General features: G+C 75.7%; 12 protein-coding genes and 1 pseudogene. 10 read left to right on the top strand and 3 right to left on the bottom strand.

The features are described 5' to 3' along the window. Positions 1 to 49: 49 nt before the first annotated feature. Positions 50 to 649 (bottom strand): annotated as a pseudogene (locus tag FE634_RS21905) (baeRF2 domain-containing protein); the annotation flags it as partial. A gap of 95 nt (positions 650 to 744) precedes the next feature. After that, positions 745 to 2,100, bottom strand: coding sequence for a protealysin inhibitor emfourin (locus tag FE634_RS18650; RefSeq protein ID WP_138876740.1), 1,356 nt, complete (start codon positions 2,098 to 2,100; stop codon positions 745 to 747). Between the two features lie 145 nt (positions 2,101 to 2,245). Between FE634_RS18650 and FE634_RS18645 the strand changes: the two genes are divergently transcribed. From FE634_RS18645 to FE634_RS18630, 4 genes are all read left to right on the top strand, one after another. Beyond that, positions 2,246 to 2,830, top strand: coding sequence for a hypothetical protein (locus FE634_RS18645; protein WP_137295695.1), 585 nt, complete (start codon positions 2,246 to 2,248; stop codon positions 2,828 to 2,830). Positions 2,831 to 2,885: 55 nt separating this feature from the next. Continuing rightward, the gene (locus tag FE634_RS18640) at positions 2,886 to 3,191 is read left to right on the top strand and encodes a hypothetical protein (protein WP_137295696.1); all 306 of its coding nucleotides are present in this window, start codon (positions 2,886 to 2,888) and stop codon (positions 3,189 to 3,191) included. An 81-nt stretch (positions 3,192 to 3,272) separates the two neighbouring features. Then, positions 3,273 to 4,079 carry a membrane protein insertase YidC gene (yidC, locus tag FE634_RS18635; RefSeq protein WP_148240872.1) on the top strand — a complete coding sequence of 269 codons (807 nt, stop codon included), beginning with the start codon at positions 3,273 to 3,275 and terminating at the stop codon, positions 4,077 to 4,079. Positions 4,080 to 4,135: 56 nt separating this feature from the next. Then, positions 4,136 to 5,350, top strand: a complete 1,215-nt coding sequence (locus FE634_RS18630) for a sensor histidine kinase (RefSeq protein WP_148240871.1) — start codon at positions 4,136 to 4,138, stop codon at positions 5,348 to 5,350. Between the two features lie 108 nt (positions 5,351 to 5,458). On the opposite strand, the gene FE634_RS18625 is transcribed toward FE634_RS18630, so the two are convergent. After that, positions 5,459 to 6,439: a 2-dehydropantoate 2-reductase gene (locus tag FE634_RS18625; protein WP_148240870.1), complete on the bottom strand. Its 981-nt coding sequence runs from the start codon at positions 6,437 to 6,439 to the stop codon at positions 5,459 to 5,461. Positions 6,440 to 6,486: 47 nt separating this feature from the next. Here FE634_RS18625 and FE634_RS18620 point away from each other — a divergent pair, with 47 nt between their 5' ends. The 6 genes from FE634_RS18620 (at position 6,487) to FE634_RS18595 (ending at position 12,666) form a co-directional block, all read left to right on the top strand. After that, positions 6,487 to 7,980: a hypothetical protein gene (locus tag FE634_RS18620; protein WP_148240869.1), complete on the top strand. Its 1,494-nt coding sequence runs from the start codon at positions 6,487 to 6,489 to the stop codon at positions 7,978 to 7,980. A gap of 22 nt (positions 7,981 to 8,002) precedes the next feature. Then, complete coding sequence (locus FE634_RS18615) at positions 8,003 to 8,995, top strand: aldo/keto reductase (RefSeq protein WP_187366752.1); 993 nt, start codon at positions 8,003 to 8,005, stop codon at positions 8,993 to 8,995. 46 nt (positions 8,996 to 9,041) lie between these two features. Then, positions 9,042 to 10,154: an FUSC family protein gene (locus FE634_RS18610; protein ID WP_138876735.1), complete on the top strand. Its 1,113-nt coding sequence runs from the start codon at positions 9,042 to 9,044 to the stop codon at positions 10,152 to 10,154. A 235-nt stretch (positions 10,155 to 10,389) separates the two neighbouring features. Then, positions 10,390 to 11,613, top strand: a complete 1,224-nt coding sequence (locus FE634_RS18605) for a glucose-1-phosphate adenylyltransferase family protein (RefSeq protein WP_138876734.1) — start codon at positions 10,390 to 10,392, stop codon at positions 11,611 to 11,613. Between the two features lie 192 nt (positions 11,614 to 11,805). Then, positions 11,806 to 12,180, top strand: coding sequence for an STAS domain-containing protein (locus FE634_RS18600; RefSeq protein ID WP_138876733.1), 375 nt, complete (start codon positions 11,806 to 11,808; stop codon positions 12,178 to 12,180). Positions 12,181 to 12,243: 63 nt separating this feature from the next. Continuing rightward, on the top strand, positions 12,244 to 12,666 hold the full coding sequence (locus tag FE634_RS18595) for a Fur family transcriptional regulator (protein WP_137294487.1): 423 nt from the start codon (positions 12,244 to 12,246) through the stop codon (positions 12,664 to 12,666). Positions 12,667 to 12,690: the final 24 nt, after the last annotated feature.

The following is a 12,690-nucleotide window of genomic DNA, read 5'->3' as shown; positions in this document are numbered from 1 at the left end:
CCCCGAGACGGTCCCGGACGAGGGCGACCGAGGTCGGGTCCCCGGACAGCAGCACGAGTCGGTGGCCGGCGCGCACGTGCGAGGTGATCGCCTCGACGACCTGCTCGGCGCTCTCGCGCCACGCGTTCTCGGACCGCAGCTGGTTGCGGCGCTCGGCCCACCCGCCGACCGAGACCTTGTGGAGGTCGTCCTCACGCTGGTCGCCGCCCCCCACGCTCTCCTCCTCGAGCGCGGTCGGGAGGGCGCTGGAGTGCAGCGACACGTCGCCGCCGGCGTGGTCGACCAGGGCCAGCACGAAGGTCACCGTGGTGTCGGCGTGGGTGATCCAGGGGGCGAGGTCGGGCAGCGCGCCCCAGGTCGCCTGCGCCTGGTCGACCCGGGCGCCGACCACCGCCTCGTGGCACACGCCGGCGTCGGTGGCGATCACGAACCGGGCGGCCGGGGCGGGCAGGTCGGCGGGCTCGAGCAGCGCGCGCGAGACGACGTCGACCACCCCGGCGCCGGCACCGGCCTCGGCGAGCCGGTCGCACACGGCACGGACCCGGAGGGCGTGCTCGTGCTCACCGTTCTCGCTGTCGTGGCTGACGTCGACGAGGGCCGAGGCGAACGGCCCGTCGACCTGGAGGACGGGGGCGAGGGCTGAGGTCATCACCACCCCCGGTGCCCGATCGCCGCGCCGTCACACGCCCGGCCCGACCGGCGCGCACCTCGCCCGTGCGTGGAGCCGGTCCTCGGGGCCGGTGCTCAGAGGTCGTCGCGCAGCACCAGGTCGGCGACCCGGCGCAGCTCGGAGGTGAGGTCCTGCTCGGGCACCGTCACCTGCACGTCCCCGAGCTCGAAGGCGTAGACGAACCGGTCGGGCTGCGGGGCGCTCGAGCCGACCCGGCGGACGTCGATGCGGCCGACCAGGTCGCGCAGCTCGCCGGCCCGCGCGTCGTCGCCGGTCAGGTCGACCGCGCCGGCCGTCGTGCGGCCCGCGAACCCGCCGCTGCGGCGGACCACCACCCGGTCGCCCGCCCGCGGGGGCGCCGGGGCGGGGGACGCCGGCCCGGCGCCGTCGGGGGTGACGCCGACCTCGGCCCAGGCCTGCTCGACCGGGCCCGGTCGCACCCCGTCGAGCCGCTCGGCGGCGGCGACGGTGGCCGCCGCGAAGCCCGCGAAGTCGACCCGCGGGCCGAGGTCGCCGCCGGTGAGCGCGGTGTACCAGACCCGCCCGGCGCGCTCCCAGGACGAGCCGCCGAGCGCGACCGCGGCGAGGTGGAAGGCCCGGTTGGGGATCCCGGAGTTCAGGTGCACCCCGCCGTTGTCGTCGGTGGTCTCGACGTAGTCGCGCAGGTGGGCCGGCTGCGGGTCCCGGCCGAGGGCCGGGTCGTCGTAGGCGGTGCCGGGGGCCGCCATGTCGCGCAGGCCGCGGGCGTCGACGCCCGGGAGGAAGAGGCCCGCGCCGACGAGCCAGTCGGCCTCGGCGGGGGACTGCCCGAGGAGCCGCTGCTTGAGGCACGCGGCGAAGACGTCGCTCACCGACTCGTTGAGGGCGCCGGACTGACCCTGGTAGACGAGGCCCGCGGTGTGCTCGGTGACCGCGTGGGTGAGCTCGTGGGCCAGCACGTCGACCGGCTTGGTGAACCGGTCGAACACCTCGCCGTCGCCGTCGCCGAAGACCAGCTGGGTGCCGTCCCAGAACGCGTTCACGTAGTCGGTGCCGTAGTGGACGCTCACCGACACCGTGGCCCCACGGTCGTCGTACGAACGGCGCCCGTAGACCTCCTCGAAGAGCGCGAGGGAGGCCGCGACGCCGGTGGCGGCCTCGTCGACGGCGAGGTCACCGGTCTCCGGGTCGCCGGCCGAGCGGACGACGTCGCCGGGCAGCACCGTGCGGCCACCGGCCGTGTGCACGACCCACGCGGGCCCGGTCGCGGTGGCGGTCCCGGTCCCGGTCGCGGCGCCGGCCCGGGGCCCGCTCACCGCGCCGGTGCCGCGCGCCGTGCGGAGCCGGTGGTCCTCGGCGAGGGTGTGCGCCCAGCGGGCGGCGACCTCGGGGCGGGTCTGCGCCAGGGTGGTGATCAGGTACGGCGGGAGGAAGCAGCGGGTCCGAGACATGGGCCCACCGTCGCCCACGCCACCGACACCCCACAAGAGATCCACGGCCGGGGTGGCAACCTTCTGCCGCGATCCCGCGTCTGGGGGGTGTGCCCCGCCGGGGCCCGGCCGCGCCGCCGACCTCGTCCGAGAAGGAAGAACCGCCATGCCCACCCACCCGTTCCGCACCCGCACCCTCGCCACCCGGTCGACCGCCGTGGCGGTCGGCCTCTCGGTCGCCGCGCTCACGCTGGGCCTCGCCGGCCCGGCGTCGGCCGGGAGCATCGAGGTCTCCGACCCCCGCGACACCGCCCACGGCTCCGACCTGCGCTCGGTCGAGGTCCGCAACCTCGAGCGACGGGTCGTCGTGGTCACCACCCACACCAACCTGCGTCGCGACTCCGCGTCGGGCTCGGGCGGCGCGGTGTTCCTCGACACCGACCCGGCCGACAAGGGTCCGGAGCGCGTCTTCGTGGGCGGCTACTTCGAGGGCACCGACTACCAGCTCCTCGAGACGGACGGGTTCAACCGCCGCACCTGGGGCGAGCCGGTCGAGGGCAGCTACGAGCTCACGCTGGACTACCGGGGGGACCGCGTCGTGATGCGCATGTCGCGCGCCGCCCTCGGCAACCCCGAGGACGTCCGCGTCGCGGTGACGTCGTCGGGGACGCGGTCCGACGGCAGCGGCGAGGCCGTCGTCGACTGGCTCGGTGCGCCCCGCAGCTTCACGCCGTGGGTCGCCCGGGGCTGACCGGCCGGGTCGCCGACGTCGCCGGGTCGCGGTCCCGTTGACGTAGCATCGCGGCATGGGTGGGACGACCTCGGTGATCGCGCAGCTGCGCGCGGCGCTGGCGCTCGCCCTCGCGGCGGCGTTCGCGCTCGTCGTCCCGTCGATCGCGGTCACCACCGACACCTCGGCCACCGTGGCCCTGGCGGTCGTGGCCCTCGCGGCGGCGGCGCTCACCAGTGGGTCGGCGGCGTCCGGCGTCGTGCAGCTGCGCACGACGGCGATCGCCACGGCCACGCGACGGGTCCCGCCCGTCGCCCTGACCAGCCGGGTCACCGACCCGGTGCACCACCCGCTGCGCCCACGCGCTCCTGGAACGGACTGACGCTCCCTCGCGACCCCGCTCGGTGGTCGACGAGGCGAGCAGAGGCGTCCACCCACCCCGCTCGTCCTTCCAGGAGCCACCATGTCCGTCCTCGAACCACTGCAGCACGCCCTCGCCGTCGTCGTCTCCGGCGCCCACGCCGGACTGGGCGCCGTCGGGTCCGACCCCGACGCCGGCGCCACCTGGGTGGCCTCGATCGCGGCCGTCGTCCTCGTCGTGCGGTGCGCGCTGCTGCCGCTCGTCGTGCACGGCGTCCGGTCCGCCCACGCCGCCGCCCGCGCCCGGCCGGCGCTCAAGGAGCTCACCGCGCGCTACCGGGGCCAGCGTGACGCCGACAGCCTGCGCGCCCTGACCGAGGAGCGGCGCGCGATCGCCGCCGAGCACGGCATGTCGCGGCTCGGCTGCCTGCCGCTGCTGGTCCAGCTGCCGATCTGGCTCGGGCTGTACCACCTGATGTCGAACGTCGGCCGCGGCCGGTCCGTGGGCGCGATGGGCTCCGACCTGGTCGCCTCGCTCGGCCAGGCCACCATCGCCGGCGTGCCGCTCGCGGACCGGGGCTACGCCGGCGCCGGGCCCGGCCACCTCGCCGTCGTCGCCGGGCTCGCGCTCACCGCGGCCACCCTGTCGTTCGTCACCCAGCGCTACCTCGTGGCCCCCAACGTCGTCACCGCCGACCTGCCGGAGGCGATGGCCTCGGCCCAGCGGATGATGCCGGTGCTCTCGGCCGGCGGGCTGCTGTTCGCCGGCGGGGTCGTGCCGGTCGCGCTGCTCGTCTACTGGGTCGCCAACTCCACCTGGACCCTCGCCCAGTCCGCCGTCGTGTGGCGCTGGTTCCCGACCCCGGGCTCACCCGCGGCGCTGAGGAACGCTGCGCCGGCAGCCGCCTGACCCGGTTGTCGACGACATGGCCCGCCGGGCTGGCCGGACCGCGTATCTTGAGCCCCATGTCCCCCCAGGCAGGCACCATCGCTCCGGACCCCGCCCCCCCGCGGAACGGCTCGGACACCATCCCCGAGCTCGGCTCCTTCGACCACTACGCCCGGCTGGTGCGCCGCAGCCTCGGCGTCCCGGTCGGCCTCGTCAGCATCGTCGAGGACTACCGCCAGGTCTTCCCCGGCGCCCTCGGCCTGCCCGACCCGTGGCAGGAGGAGCGCGAGACCCCGCTGACCCACTCGTTCTGCAAGTACGTCGTGGCGGAGGAGAAGCCGCTCATCATCGAGGACGCGCGCGAGGAGCCGCGTCTGGCCGACAACCTCGCGATCCCGGTCCTGGGCGTCATCGCCTACGCCGGCTGGCCGATCACCAACAGCCTCGGCCAGGTCGTGGGCTCCCTGTGCGCCATCGACGGCGAGCCGCGGGCGTGGACCGTGGTCGACCTCGAGAACCTGTCCGACCTGGCCGCGGCCTGCTCGGCCGAGATCGCCCAGCGCGAGCTGGTGCTCGCCTCCGCCAGCCTGGTCTCGGAGCTCGAGCGCAGCAACGAGCACCTCGAGACCCTCGGCGCCCAGGTGAGCCACGACCTGCAGAACCCGATCGGGGCGCTCTCGGGCACGCTCGAGCTGCTCGAGGACGAGGTCGCCGCCGAGACCCCCGACGTCGACACGGTGCGGATGCTGCTGGCGCGCTCCCACCGCTGCGTGTCGCGGATGTCGGTGCTCGTGCGCGACGTCCTGCGCTACGCCGTCGTCGGCGGCGAGCTGACGATCCGCGAGGTCGACGTGGCCGACCTGGTCACCTCGGTGCTCGACGACGTCCCGGCCCTCGCCGGGGTGCAGGTGGGGGTCGGGGAGCTCCCCTCGGTCAACGCCGACGCGCTCCAGCTGCGGCTGCTCCTGCAGAACCTGCTCGCCAACGTCGCCAAGCACGCCGGTGGCGGACCGGTGGAGGTCCAGGCCCACGTCGACGCCGGCGGCGACGGCGAGAGCTGGGTGCTCGAGATCGTCGACCACGGCCGGGGCATCCCGCCGGAGGCCCGGGACCGGGTCTTCGCCGCCCACGAGCGCCTCGACCACTCCGTCCCCGGCTCCGGCCTGGGCCTGGCGACCTGCCGGCGGGTCGTCGCCGCCCACCACGGCACGATCGGTCTCGACGAGACCCCCGGCGGCGGCACCACGGTCCGCGTCCGGCTCCCGCGCCGGGCGGGGCTGACCGCCAGCTGAGCGGTCCCCGGGGGGCGGGATTTCCCCGGTCGACCGGGGAAACCTGAACTGGGGGGCCGCTGTAGCGGCCCCCCAGTTCAGGTGTGGGCCGCCCAGTCGTCGGGTTGGTCAGGTGGGCTCGTCGGGGTAGAGGCCGTGGACGCGGCCGAAGAGGCGGGTCAGCCCGAAGATGGCGTCGACCGCCGGTGTCGGGACGTCGAGGCGGCGGCCGAGCTCGTGGACGGCGCCGATCAGCGCGTCGAGCTCGAGGGGTCGGCCGGCCTCGACGTCGAGCAGCATCGAGGTGCGCAGGGCGCCGAGCCGGGAGGTGACGACGTGCCGGTCCTCGGGCGTCTCCCGGACCGGGCAGCCGACCAGGTCGCCGATGCGCTGGGCCTCGAGCATCGCCGAGGAGCAGAGCCCGCGCACGAGGGGGTCGTCGAGCACGCGGTCACCGGTCGCGCCGGTCAGCGCGGTGACCGGGTTCATCGTCATGTTGCCCCACAGCTTGTACCAGGCGTCGCGGCGCACGTCGGTGCTCGAGGTGACGTCGAAGCCCGCGGCGCCCAGGACGCCGGCGACGGCGTCCACGCGCGCCGACGCACCGCCGCCCGGCTCGCCGACGATCAGACCGTTGCCGAGGTGGTGGCGCACCAGGCCCGGCTCGACGGCGGCGCAGCTGGCGTGCACGACGCCGCCCAGGACCCGCTCGAACGGCACCGCCGCGGCGACCCGGCCGCCCGGGTCGACGCTCTCGAGGGAGCCGAGGTCGCTGCCGTGGGTGAACCACCACGGCACGCCGTTGAGGAACGGCAGCACCACGGTGTCCGCGCCGAGCAGGGGCTCCAGCCGGTCGACCACCGCCGCGAGCGCGGTCGCCTTCACGGTCAGGACGACGACGTCCTGCTCGCCGAGGTCGGCCGTGCTCTCGGAGACCCGCGCCGGCGCCGTGGTGCGGACGCCGTCCTGGTCGAGCCGCCAGCCGTGCGTCCGGAGCGCCCCGAGCGTGGCGCCGCGCGCGAGGGCGCTCACCTCGGCGGCGCCCGACGCGGCCAGCCGCGTCCCGATCCATCCGCCGATCGCGCCGGCTCCCACGATGCACACCCTCACGGACAGTGACGATAGGGGGCGAGGGGAGATGGCCTACGGTTCTCGCCATGGCCGAGTCGATGTCCCGTGAGCTGATCCTGCCGGCGCGGAGGCTCGGCGTGCCGCCCCGCCCGTCCGAGCGGCAGCTGGCGCTGCTCGCCGAGCGGAGCGAGGGGGAGTGGACCACCAGCCCGCGCGACTGGACCACGCAGCAGGTCGTCCGGCTCGCCGTGGCCGCCGTCCTCTCCGCCCACGTCGCGGGCTCGCCCGACGTCGACCCGGAGAAGGCCACCCTCGGCGACGTCGCCCGGCTGTTCGCCCCGCACGTCGGGCTCTCGGCCCAGGCGTTCCGGCTGTCGGTCATCGAGGCCGTCAACGCCGGCGTCCCGGCCGCCGTCGACCCGCTGCGCGACGCCCTGCGCCGCCTCGGCGTCACCGGGCGCGAGCCGCTCGTGATGGTCGCGCTCGGCCTCGACCGGGTGCCGTCCTCCGACAAGGAGTTCTGGACGTCGGCCCGTGCGTCGAGCACCGTCACCGCCGTCGTCGACGGGGTCGCCACCGGCCAGCACCGCTCCGACCTCAGCCGGCTCGACCGACGCCAGCTCAGCCGCGCCGACGCGCTCGTGCTCGCCGCGGGCCGGGTCACCGCCGTCGCCATCGGCACCACCCCGGCCGCCGGCGGGTCCTGGGTCGACGTCCCCGTTGCCCTCACCCGCCCGCACCGCCGCAGCCGCGACGAGCTCGCCCGCAAGGGCGGCCGGAACGAGCCGCAGCAGGTCGTGCTGCGCGCCGACGGGTGGACCGACGTCTTCGAGATCGCGCTCGACGCCCTCGGCACCGCGATGCACCAGCTCGACACCGGCCAGCGTCCGCGCGGGCGCTCGTCCTCGTCCATCGACGTGCTCGCGCACCGGCTCGTCTCGGCCCGCAGGCGCACCGTCGCCGACGTCGTCGCCTCGCTGCGCGACATCGACCCGATCGTGCTGGAGATGTTCGACCACCAGGTCGACGTCACCGACGTGCGCGTCGCCGTCCCGGTCCTCGACGACGACGCCTTCGGCCGGCTCTGGCTCTCGCCCGAGGCCCTTGCCGGCCCGCTCCTCCTCGGCTCGGCCGACCTCTTCCTCGGTGGTTCCGAGCCGCGCGCCCAGGCACAGGGCCCCGGCCAGGCGCACGGCCGTGGCCCGCGCCCCGGCCGCGGTGCCGGGCCCGGTCGCGGCGAGCGGCCCGGCCGCGGCGAGCGGTCCGGGCGGGGCGAGCAGCCCGGCCAGGGCGAGAGGTCCGGCCAGGGTGAGAGGTCCGGGCAGGGCGAGAAGTCCGGCGGCGGGTCGCGCCGCGGTCGCGGTCGCGGCGGCCCCCGTCAGGCCGACGCGGCTGCCCCTGGCCCCGCCACGACCACCGAGCCGAGTGCCGCTCCCGAACCCGCCCCGGCCCCCGCGCCCGAGCCCGCCCCGGCCCCCGCTCCCGAGCCCACCCCCGCCCCGACGCCGCCGGAGCCGAGCCCCGCTCCCGAGCCCGCCCCGACCCCCGCTCCCGACCCGGCCCCGACCTCCCCGGAGTGAGCCGACCGCTACCTTGGGCGGCATGGAGACACGCACCCTGGGTCGCACCGGTCGGGAGGTGTCGGTCGTCGGGCTGGGCACGTGGCAGCTCGGAGCCGACTGGGGCGAGGTGAGCGAGGACGACGCCCGCGCCGTGCTCGAGGCGTCGGTCGAGGCCGGGGTCACCTTCTTCGACACCGCCGACGTGTACGGGGGCGGGCGGAGCGAGCAGGTCATCGGCCGGTTCCTCGCCGAGCACCGCGACGCCGGCCTCACCGTCGCGACCAAGATGGGCCGCTCGGTCGAGCAGCGTCCCGAGAACTACAGCGCCGAGAACTTCCGCACCTGGGTGGACCAGTCCCGGGCGAACCTCGGCGTCGACACCCTCGACCTCGTCCAGCTGCACTGCCCGCCCTCGGAGACCGTCGACGACGACGCCACCTACGACGCCCTCGACGCGCTCGTCGCCGACGGCTCGATCGCGGCCTACGGGCTCAGCGTGGAGACCGTCGACCAGGCGCTCGCGGCGATCCGCCGCCCGCACGTCGCCTCGATCCAGATCATCCTCAACGCCTTCCGGCTCAAGCCCCTCGACGTCGTCCTGCCGGCGGCCGCCGAGGCCGGGGTCGCGATCATCGCCCGGGTGCCGCTGGCCTCCGGCCTGCTGTCGGGGCGCTACGACCGCACGACCACCTTCGCCGTTGACGACCACCGCACCTACAACCGCGACGGCAGTGCCTTCGACGTCGGCGAGACCTTCTCGGGCGTCGACTTCGAGACCGGCGTGGCCGCGGCGCAGGAGTTCTCCGCGCTCGTCGCCGGCGCCGGCCTCGACCTCACCCCGGCCCAGGCCGCCCTGGCCTGGGTGTGGCAGCAGCCGGGCGTCAGCAGCGTCATCCCGGGGGCACGCGACGCCGCCCAGGCCGCCGCCAACGCCGCCGCCGGCTCGGTCGACCCGCTGCCGGCCGACGTGCTCGACGGCGTCCGGGCGATCTACGACGAGCACTTCCGGGCCGCCATCCACGACCGCTGGTGAGTCGCGGGTGACCCACCCGGTCCGGTCGGTCTGACAGGATCGCTCCATGGAGGCGTCCCCGTTCGCCACCCCGATCGGCAGGGCGCGGCGGCGCGGCCGCCGGTCGTTCGCGGCGCGGCGGCAGCGCTTCCGCGACAAGCGCTGGCAGATCGCGCAGTGCGCGGTCGCGGCGGGCGTCGCCTGGTTCCTCGCCAAGGACGTGCTGGGTCACGACGTCCCGGTGTTCGCGCCGATCGCGGCGGTGGTCAGCCTCGGGACGTCCTACGCGCAGCGGCTGCGCCGGGTGGTCGAGGTGACGGCCGGCGTGGCGATCGGCGTCTTCCTCGGTGACCTGCTCGTCGCCGGGCTCGGCTCGGGGGCCTGGCAGATCGCGCTCGTCGTCGGGCTCTCGATGACGGCGGCGGTGATGCTCGACGCCGGCACCCTGTTCATCAACCAGGCCGCCATCCAGGGCCTCTTCGTCGCCGCGCTGGTGCCGGGCACCGGGGCGTCGCTGACCCGGTGGACCGACGCCCTCGTCGGCGGGGCGGTCGCGCTGGTCGCGGCCACCGTGGTCCCGGCCGCGCCGCTGCGCCGCCCGCGCGAGCAGGCCGCCGCCGTCCTGGAGAAGGTGGCCGAGCTGCTGCGCGGGTCGGCGTCCGTGCTCGTCGACGGCGACGCCGAGCGCGCCCTGCTCCTGCTGGCCGACGCCCGCTCGACCGACCACCTGGTGCGCCGGCTCGAGGCGGCTGCCGACGAGGGGATGGCGGTGGCCACCTCCTCGCCGTTCCGCGTGCGACATCGACCCGGCATCCGGAAGATGGCCGACCTCGTGGACCCGCTCGACCGCGCCCTGCGCAGCACCCGGGTGCTGGTGCGGCAGGTGACGGTCGCGGCCTACCACGACATCGCGGTGCCGCACTCGTACGCCGTCCTGGCCGACGAGCTGGCCGCCGCGGTCGACACCTGCGTCGCCGAGCTCCGGGCCAACCGGCAGGCGACCGCGGCCCGCCCCGCGCTGCTCGCGGTGGGGGCCGGCTCGGGCGCGGTCGAGCGCTCCGAGGAGATGACCGCCGAGGTGGTGCTCGCCCAGATCCGCTCGGTCGTCGCCGACCTGCTGATGCTCACCGGGATGGAGCAGCTCGAGGCCACCGACGCGCTGCCCCCGCCGCCGCGTTGAGACCCGCGGCCGGTCACACCTGCGGGTGGTGGTCGGCGGGCTCCTCCCGGGGTTAGGTTCGACCTGGCGTCGCCGGCTCACGCAGCCGGCACCGACGTCCGACTCCCGGTGGGACGCAACGTCGTCCGGGGTTCGTCTGAGGCTCCTCTCCCGCATCGCGGTCGGGGGGTCTCAGTCGTGCGTACCACCCCGACGGTGGGTGCAGCGGCCGCGCGGCAGGTGCCACGATCACCCCGTGCCCAGGTCCCGCGTGCTCGCCATCATCCAGGCCGGCGGCGCCGGCAGCCGGATGGACGTCCTCACCCGGGAGCGGGCGAAGCCGGCACTGCCCTTCGCCGGGGTCTTCCAGCTCGTCGACTTCCCGCTGTCCAACCTCGCCAACAGCGGGGTCAACCACATCTGGCTGTCGGTGCAGTTCCGCGCCTCCTCGATGGAGGAGCAGGTCGCCAACGGCCGTCCGTGGGACCTCGACCGCAACCACGAGGGCCTGCGGCTGCTGATGCCCGAGCAGGGCACCGGCAGCCTCGACGAGGACGGCTTCGCCACCGGCAACGCCGACGAGCTCTACCGCATCCGCGACCGGGTCCAGGCGGCGCGACCCGACGTGCTGCTCGTGCTGAGCGCCGACCACGTCTACCGCGCCGACCTCGACGACGTCGTCCGCGCGCACCTCGACGCCGGGGCCGAGTGCACGGTCGTCACCACCGAGGTCCCGGTCGAGCAGGCGAGCGACCACGCCGTCGTGCGGGTCGAGGACGGGCGCGTGGTCGACTTCGCCTACAAGCCCGAGGACCCCGCCTCGGGCGTCGTGGCGACCGAGATCTTCGCCTACGACCCCGCCGTGCTGGTGGAGGTGCTCGAGGAGCTGCACCGCGAGCTCGGGGCCGACGCCGGCCCCGGTGACAGCGGTCTCGGCGACTTCGGCGAGCACCTGCTGCCCCGCCTGGTCGCGCGCGGGCGGACCGCGGCGTTCGCCCTGCCCGGCTACTGGCGCGACCTCGGGACGCCGAGCAAGTTCCTCGCCGCGCACCGCGACGTGCTGCTCGACGACGTCGGCGTGCTCGGCGTCGAGGACTGGCCGATCATCACCCACCAGCCGCAGCGGCCGCCGGCGCGGTTCCTCGACGGCGCAGTGCTGAGCGACAGCCTGGTGAGTCCCGGGTGCACGGTGGCCGGCACGGTGCGCAGCAGCGTGCTCTCGCCCGGGGTGGTCGTCGAGGCCGGCGCCGAGGTCGTCGACAGCGTGCTCTTCGCCGACACCGTCGTGCGCGCCGGGGCCTCGGTGCACCGCTCGATCGTCGACATGCGCTGCGACATCGGCGCGGACGCCGTCGTCGGCGGACCCGACGCCGACCTCGACGACGACGACGCGATCACCGTCGTCGGTCGGGGCAGCACGGTCGGAACCGGCGTCCACGTGGGGGTGGGGTCCCGGCTCGAGCCCGGGACGTCGGCGTGACGCCCCGCCCGGGACGCTGCGTGAGAGGCGCTGCCTTCCGCGGGGTCGAGCGATCCGATGCCCGGCGGGTTGGCACGCCGCCCCCCACCGCCTTTAATTGCAGTGTCCCGATAGGGATACTTCGGAGTCGTCGTGGTCGGAGCACCCCCGGCCACGACGACTCCAGGTGCCGGCCCGCCCCGGTGGTGACCGGTGGTCCCTGACCCGTCCGCGGCGATGTCGGTCGCCCACGTCGACGGGGCCGTCGTGCTGTCCGTCGCCGGCTCCCTCGACATCGCCTCCGCGACCGGCTTCCGCCGCCTGGTGAACGAGCTGCTCGTCGAGGCCCGGGTGCGGCTGGTCGTCGACCTGACCGACATCGACTTCGTCGACTCCGTCGGGCTCGGCGTGCTCGTCTCCGCGCACCGCCGGACCCGGGGCCTGCGCGGCGGCATGATCCTCGTCGTCGACGGCGACCCGGTGACCCGGCTGCTGCGCCTGACCGGTCTCGACCGGGTGTTCCGCGTCGCCGCCACCCGCGCCCAGGCCCTCGCCGGCGAGGGCGACACCGCGGTGCGCCGGCCCTGAGACCGCCCCGGACGCGGTGGTCGCGGACGCGGGGTCCGGGGGCCGGACGGTACGGTGGCGGGCATGAACGACCAGTCGGTGGACCGCCCGACAGCAGGGACGCGCTCCACCCGGCAGAAGCGCGCCGTCGAGGCCGCGCTGCTCGCCTCCGACGACTTCCGCACCGCCCAGGAGATCCACGACGCGCTGCGTCGCGACGGTGAGTCGGTCGGCCTGGCGACGGTCTACCGGACCCTCCAGGCCCTCACCGACGCCGGCGAGGTCGACGTCGTCAAGACCGACGGCGGCGAGGCGGTCTACCGGCGCTGCAGCACGACCCACCACCACCACCTGGTGTGCCGCCACTGCGGCCGCACCGTCGAGATCGAGGGCCCGGCCGTGGAGCGCTGGGCGGCGTCCAAGGCGGCCGAGAACGACTACGTCGACGTGAGCCACACCATCGAGCTCTTCGGCACCTGCCCGGAGTGCCGGGCCGCTCGGGCCTGACCGGGCCGGCGGCCCGACAGGGCC

This window comes from Nocardioides sp. S-1144, assembly GCF_005954645.2.
In the GTDB taxonomy this organism is placed as follows: domain Bacteria; phylum Actinomycetota; class Actinomycetes; order Propionibacteriales; family Nocardioidaceae; genus Nocardioides; species Nocardioides dongxiaopingii.
This window is presented reverse-complemented; position numbering and strand designations above follow the sequence as displayed.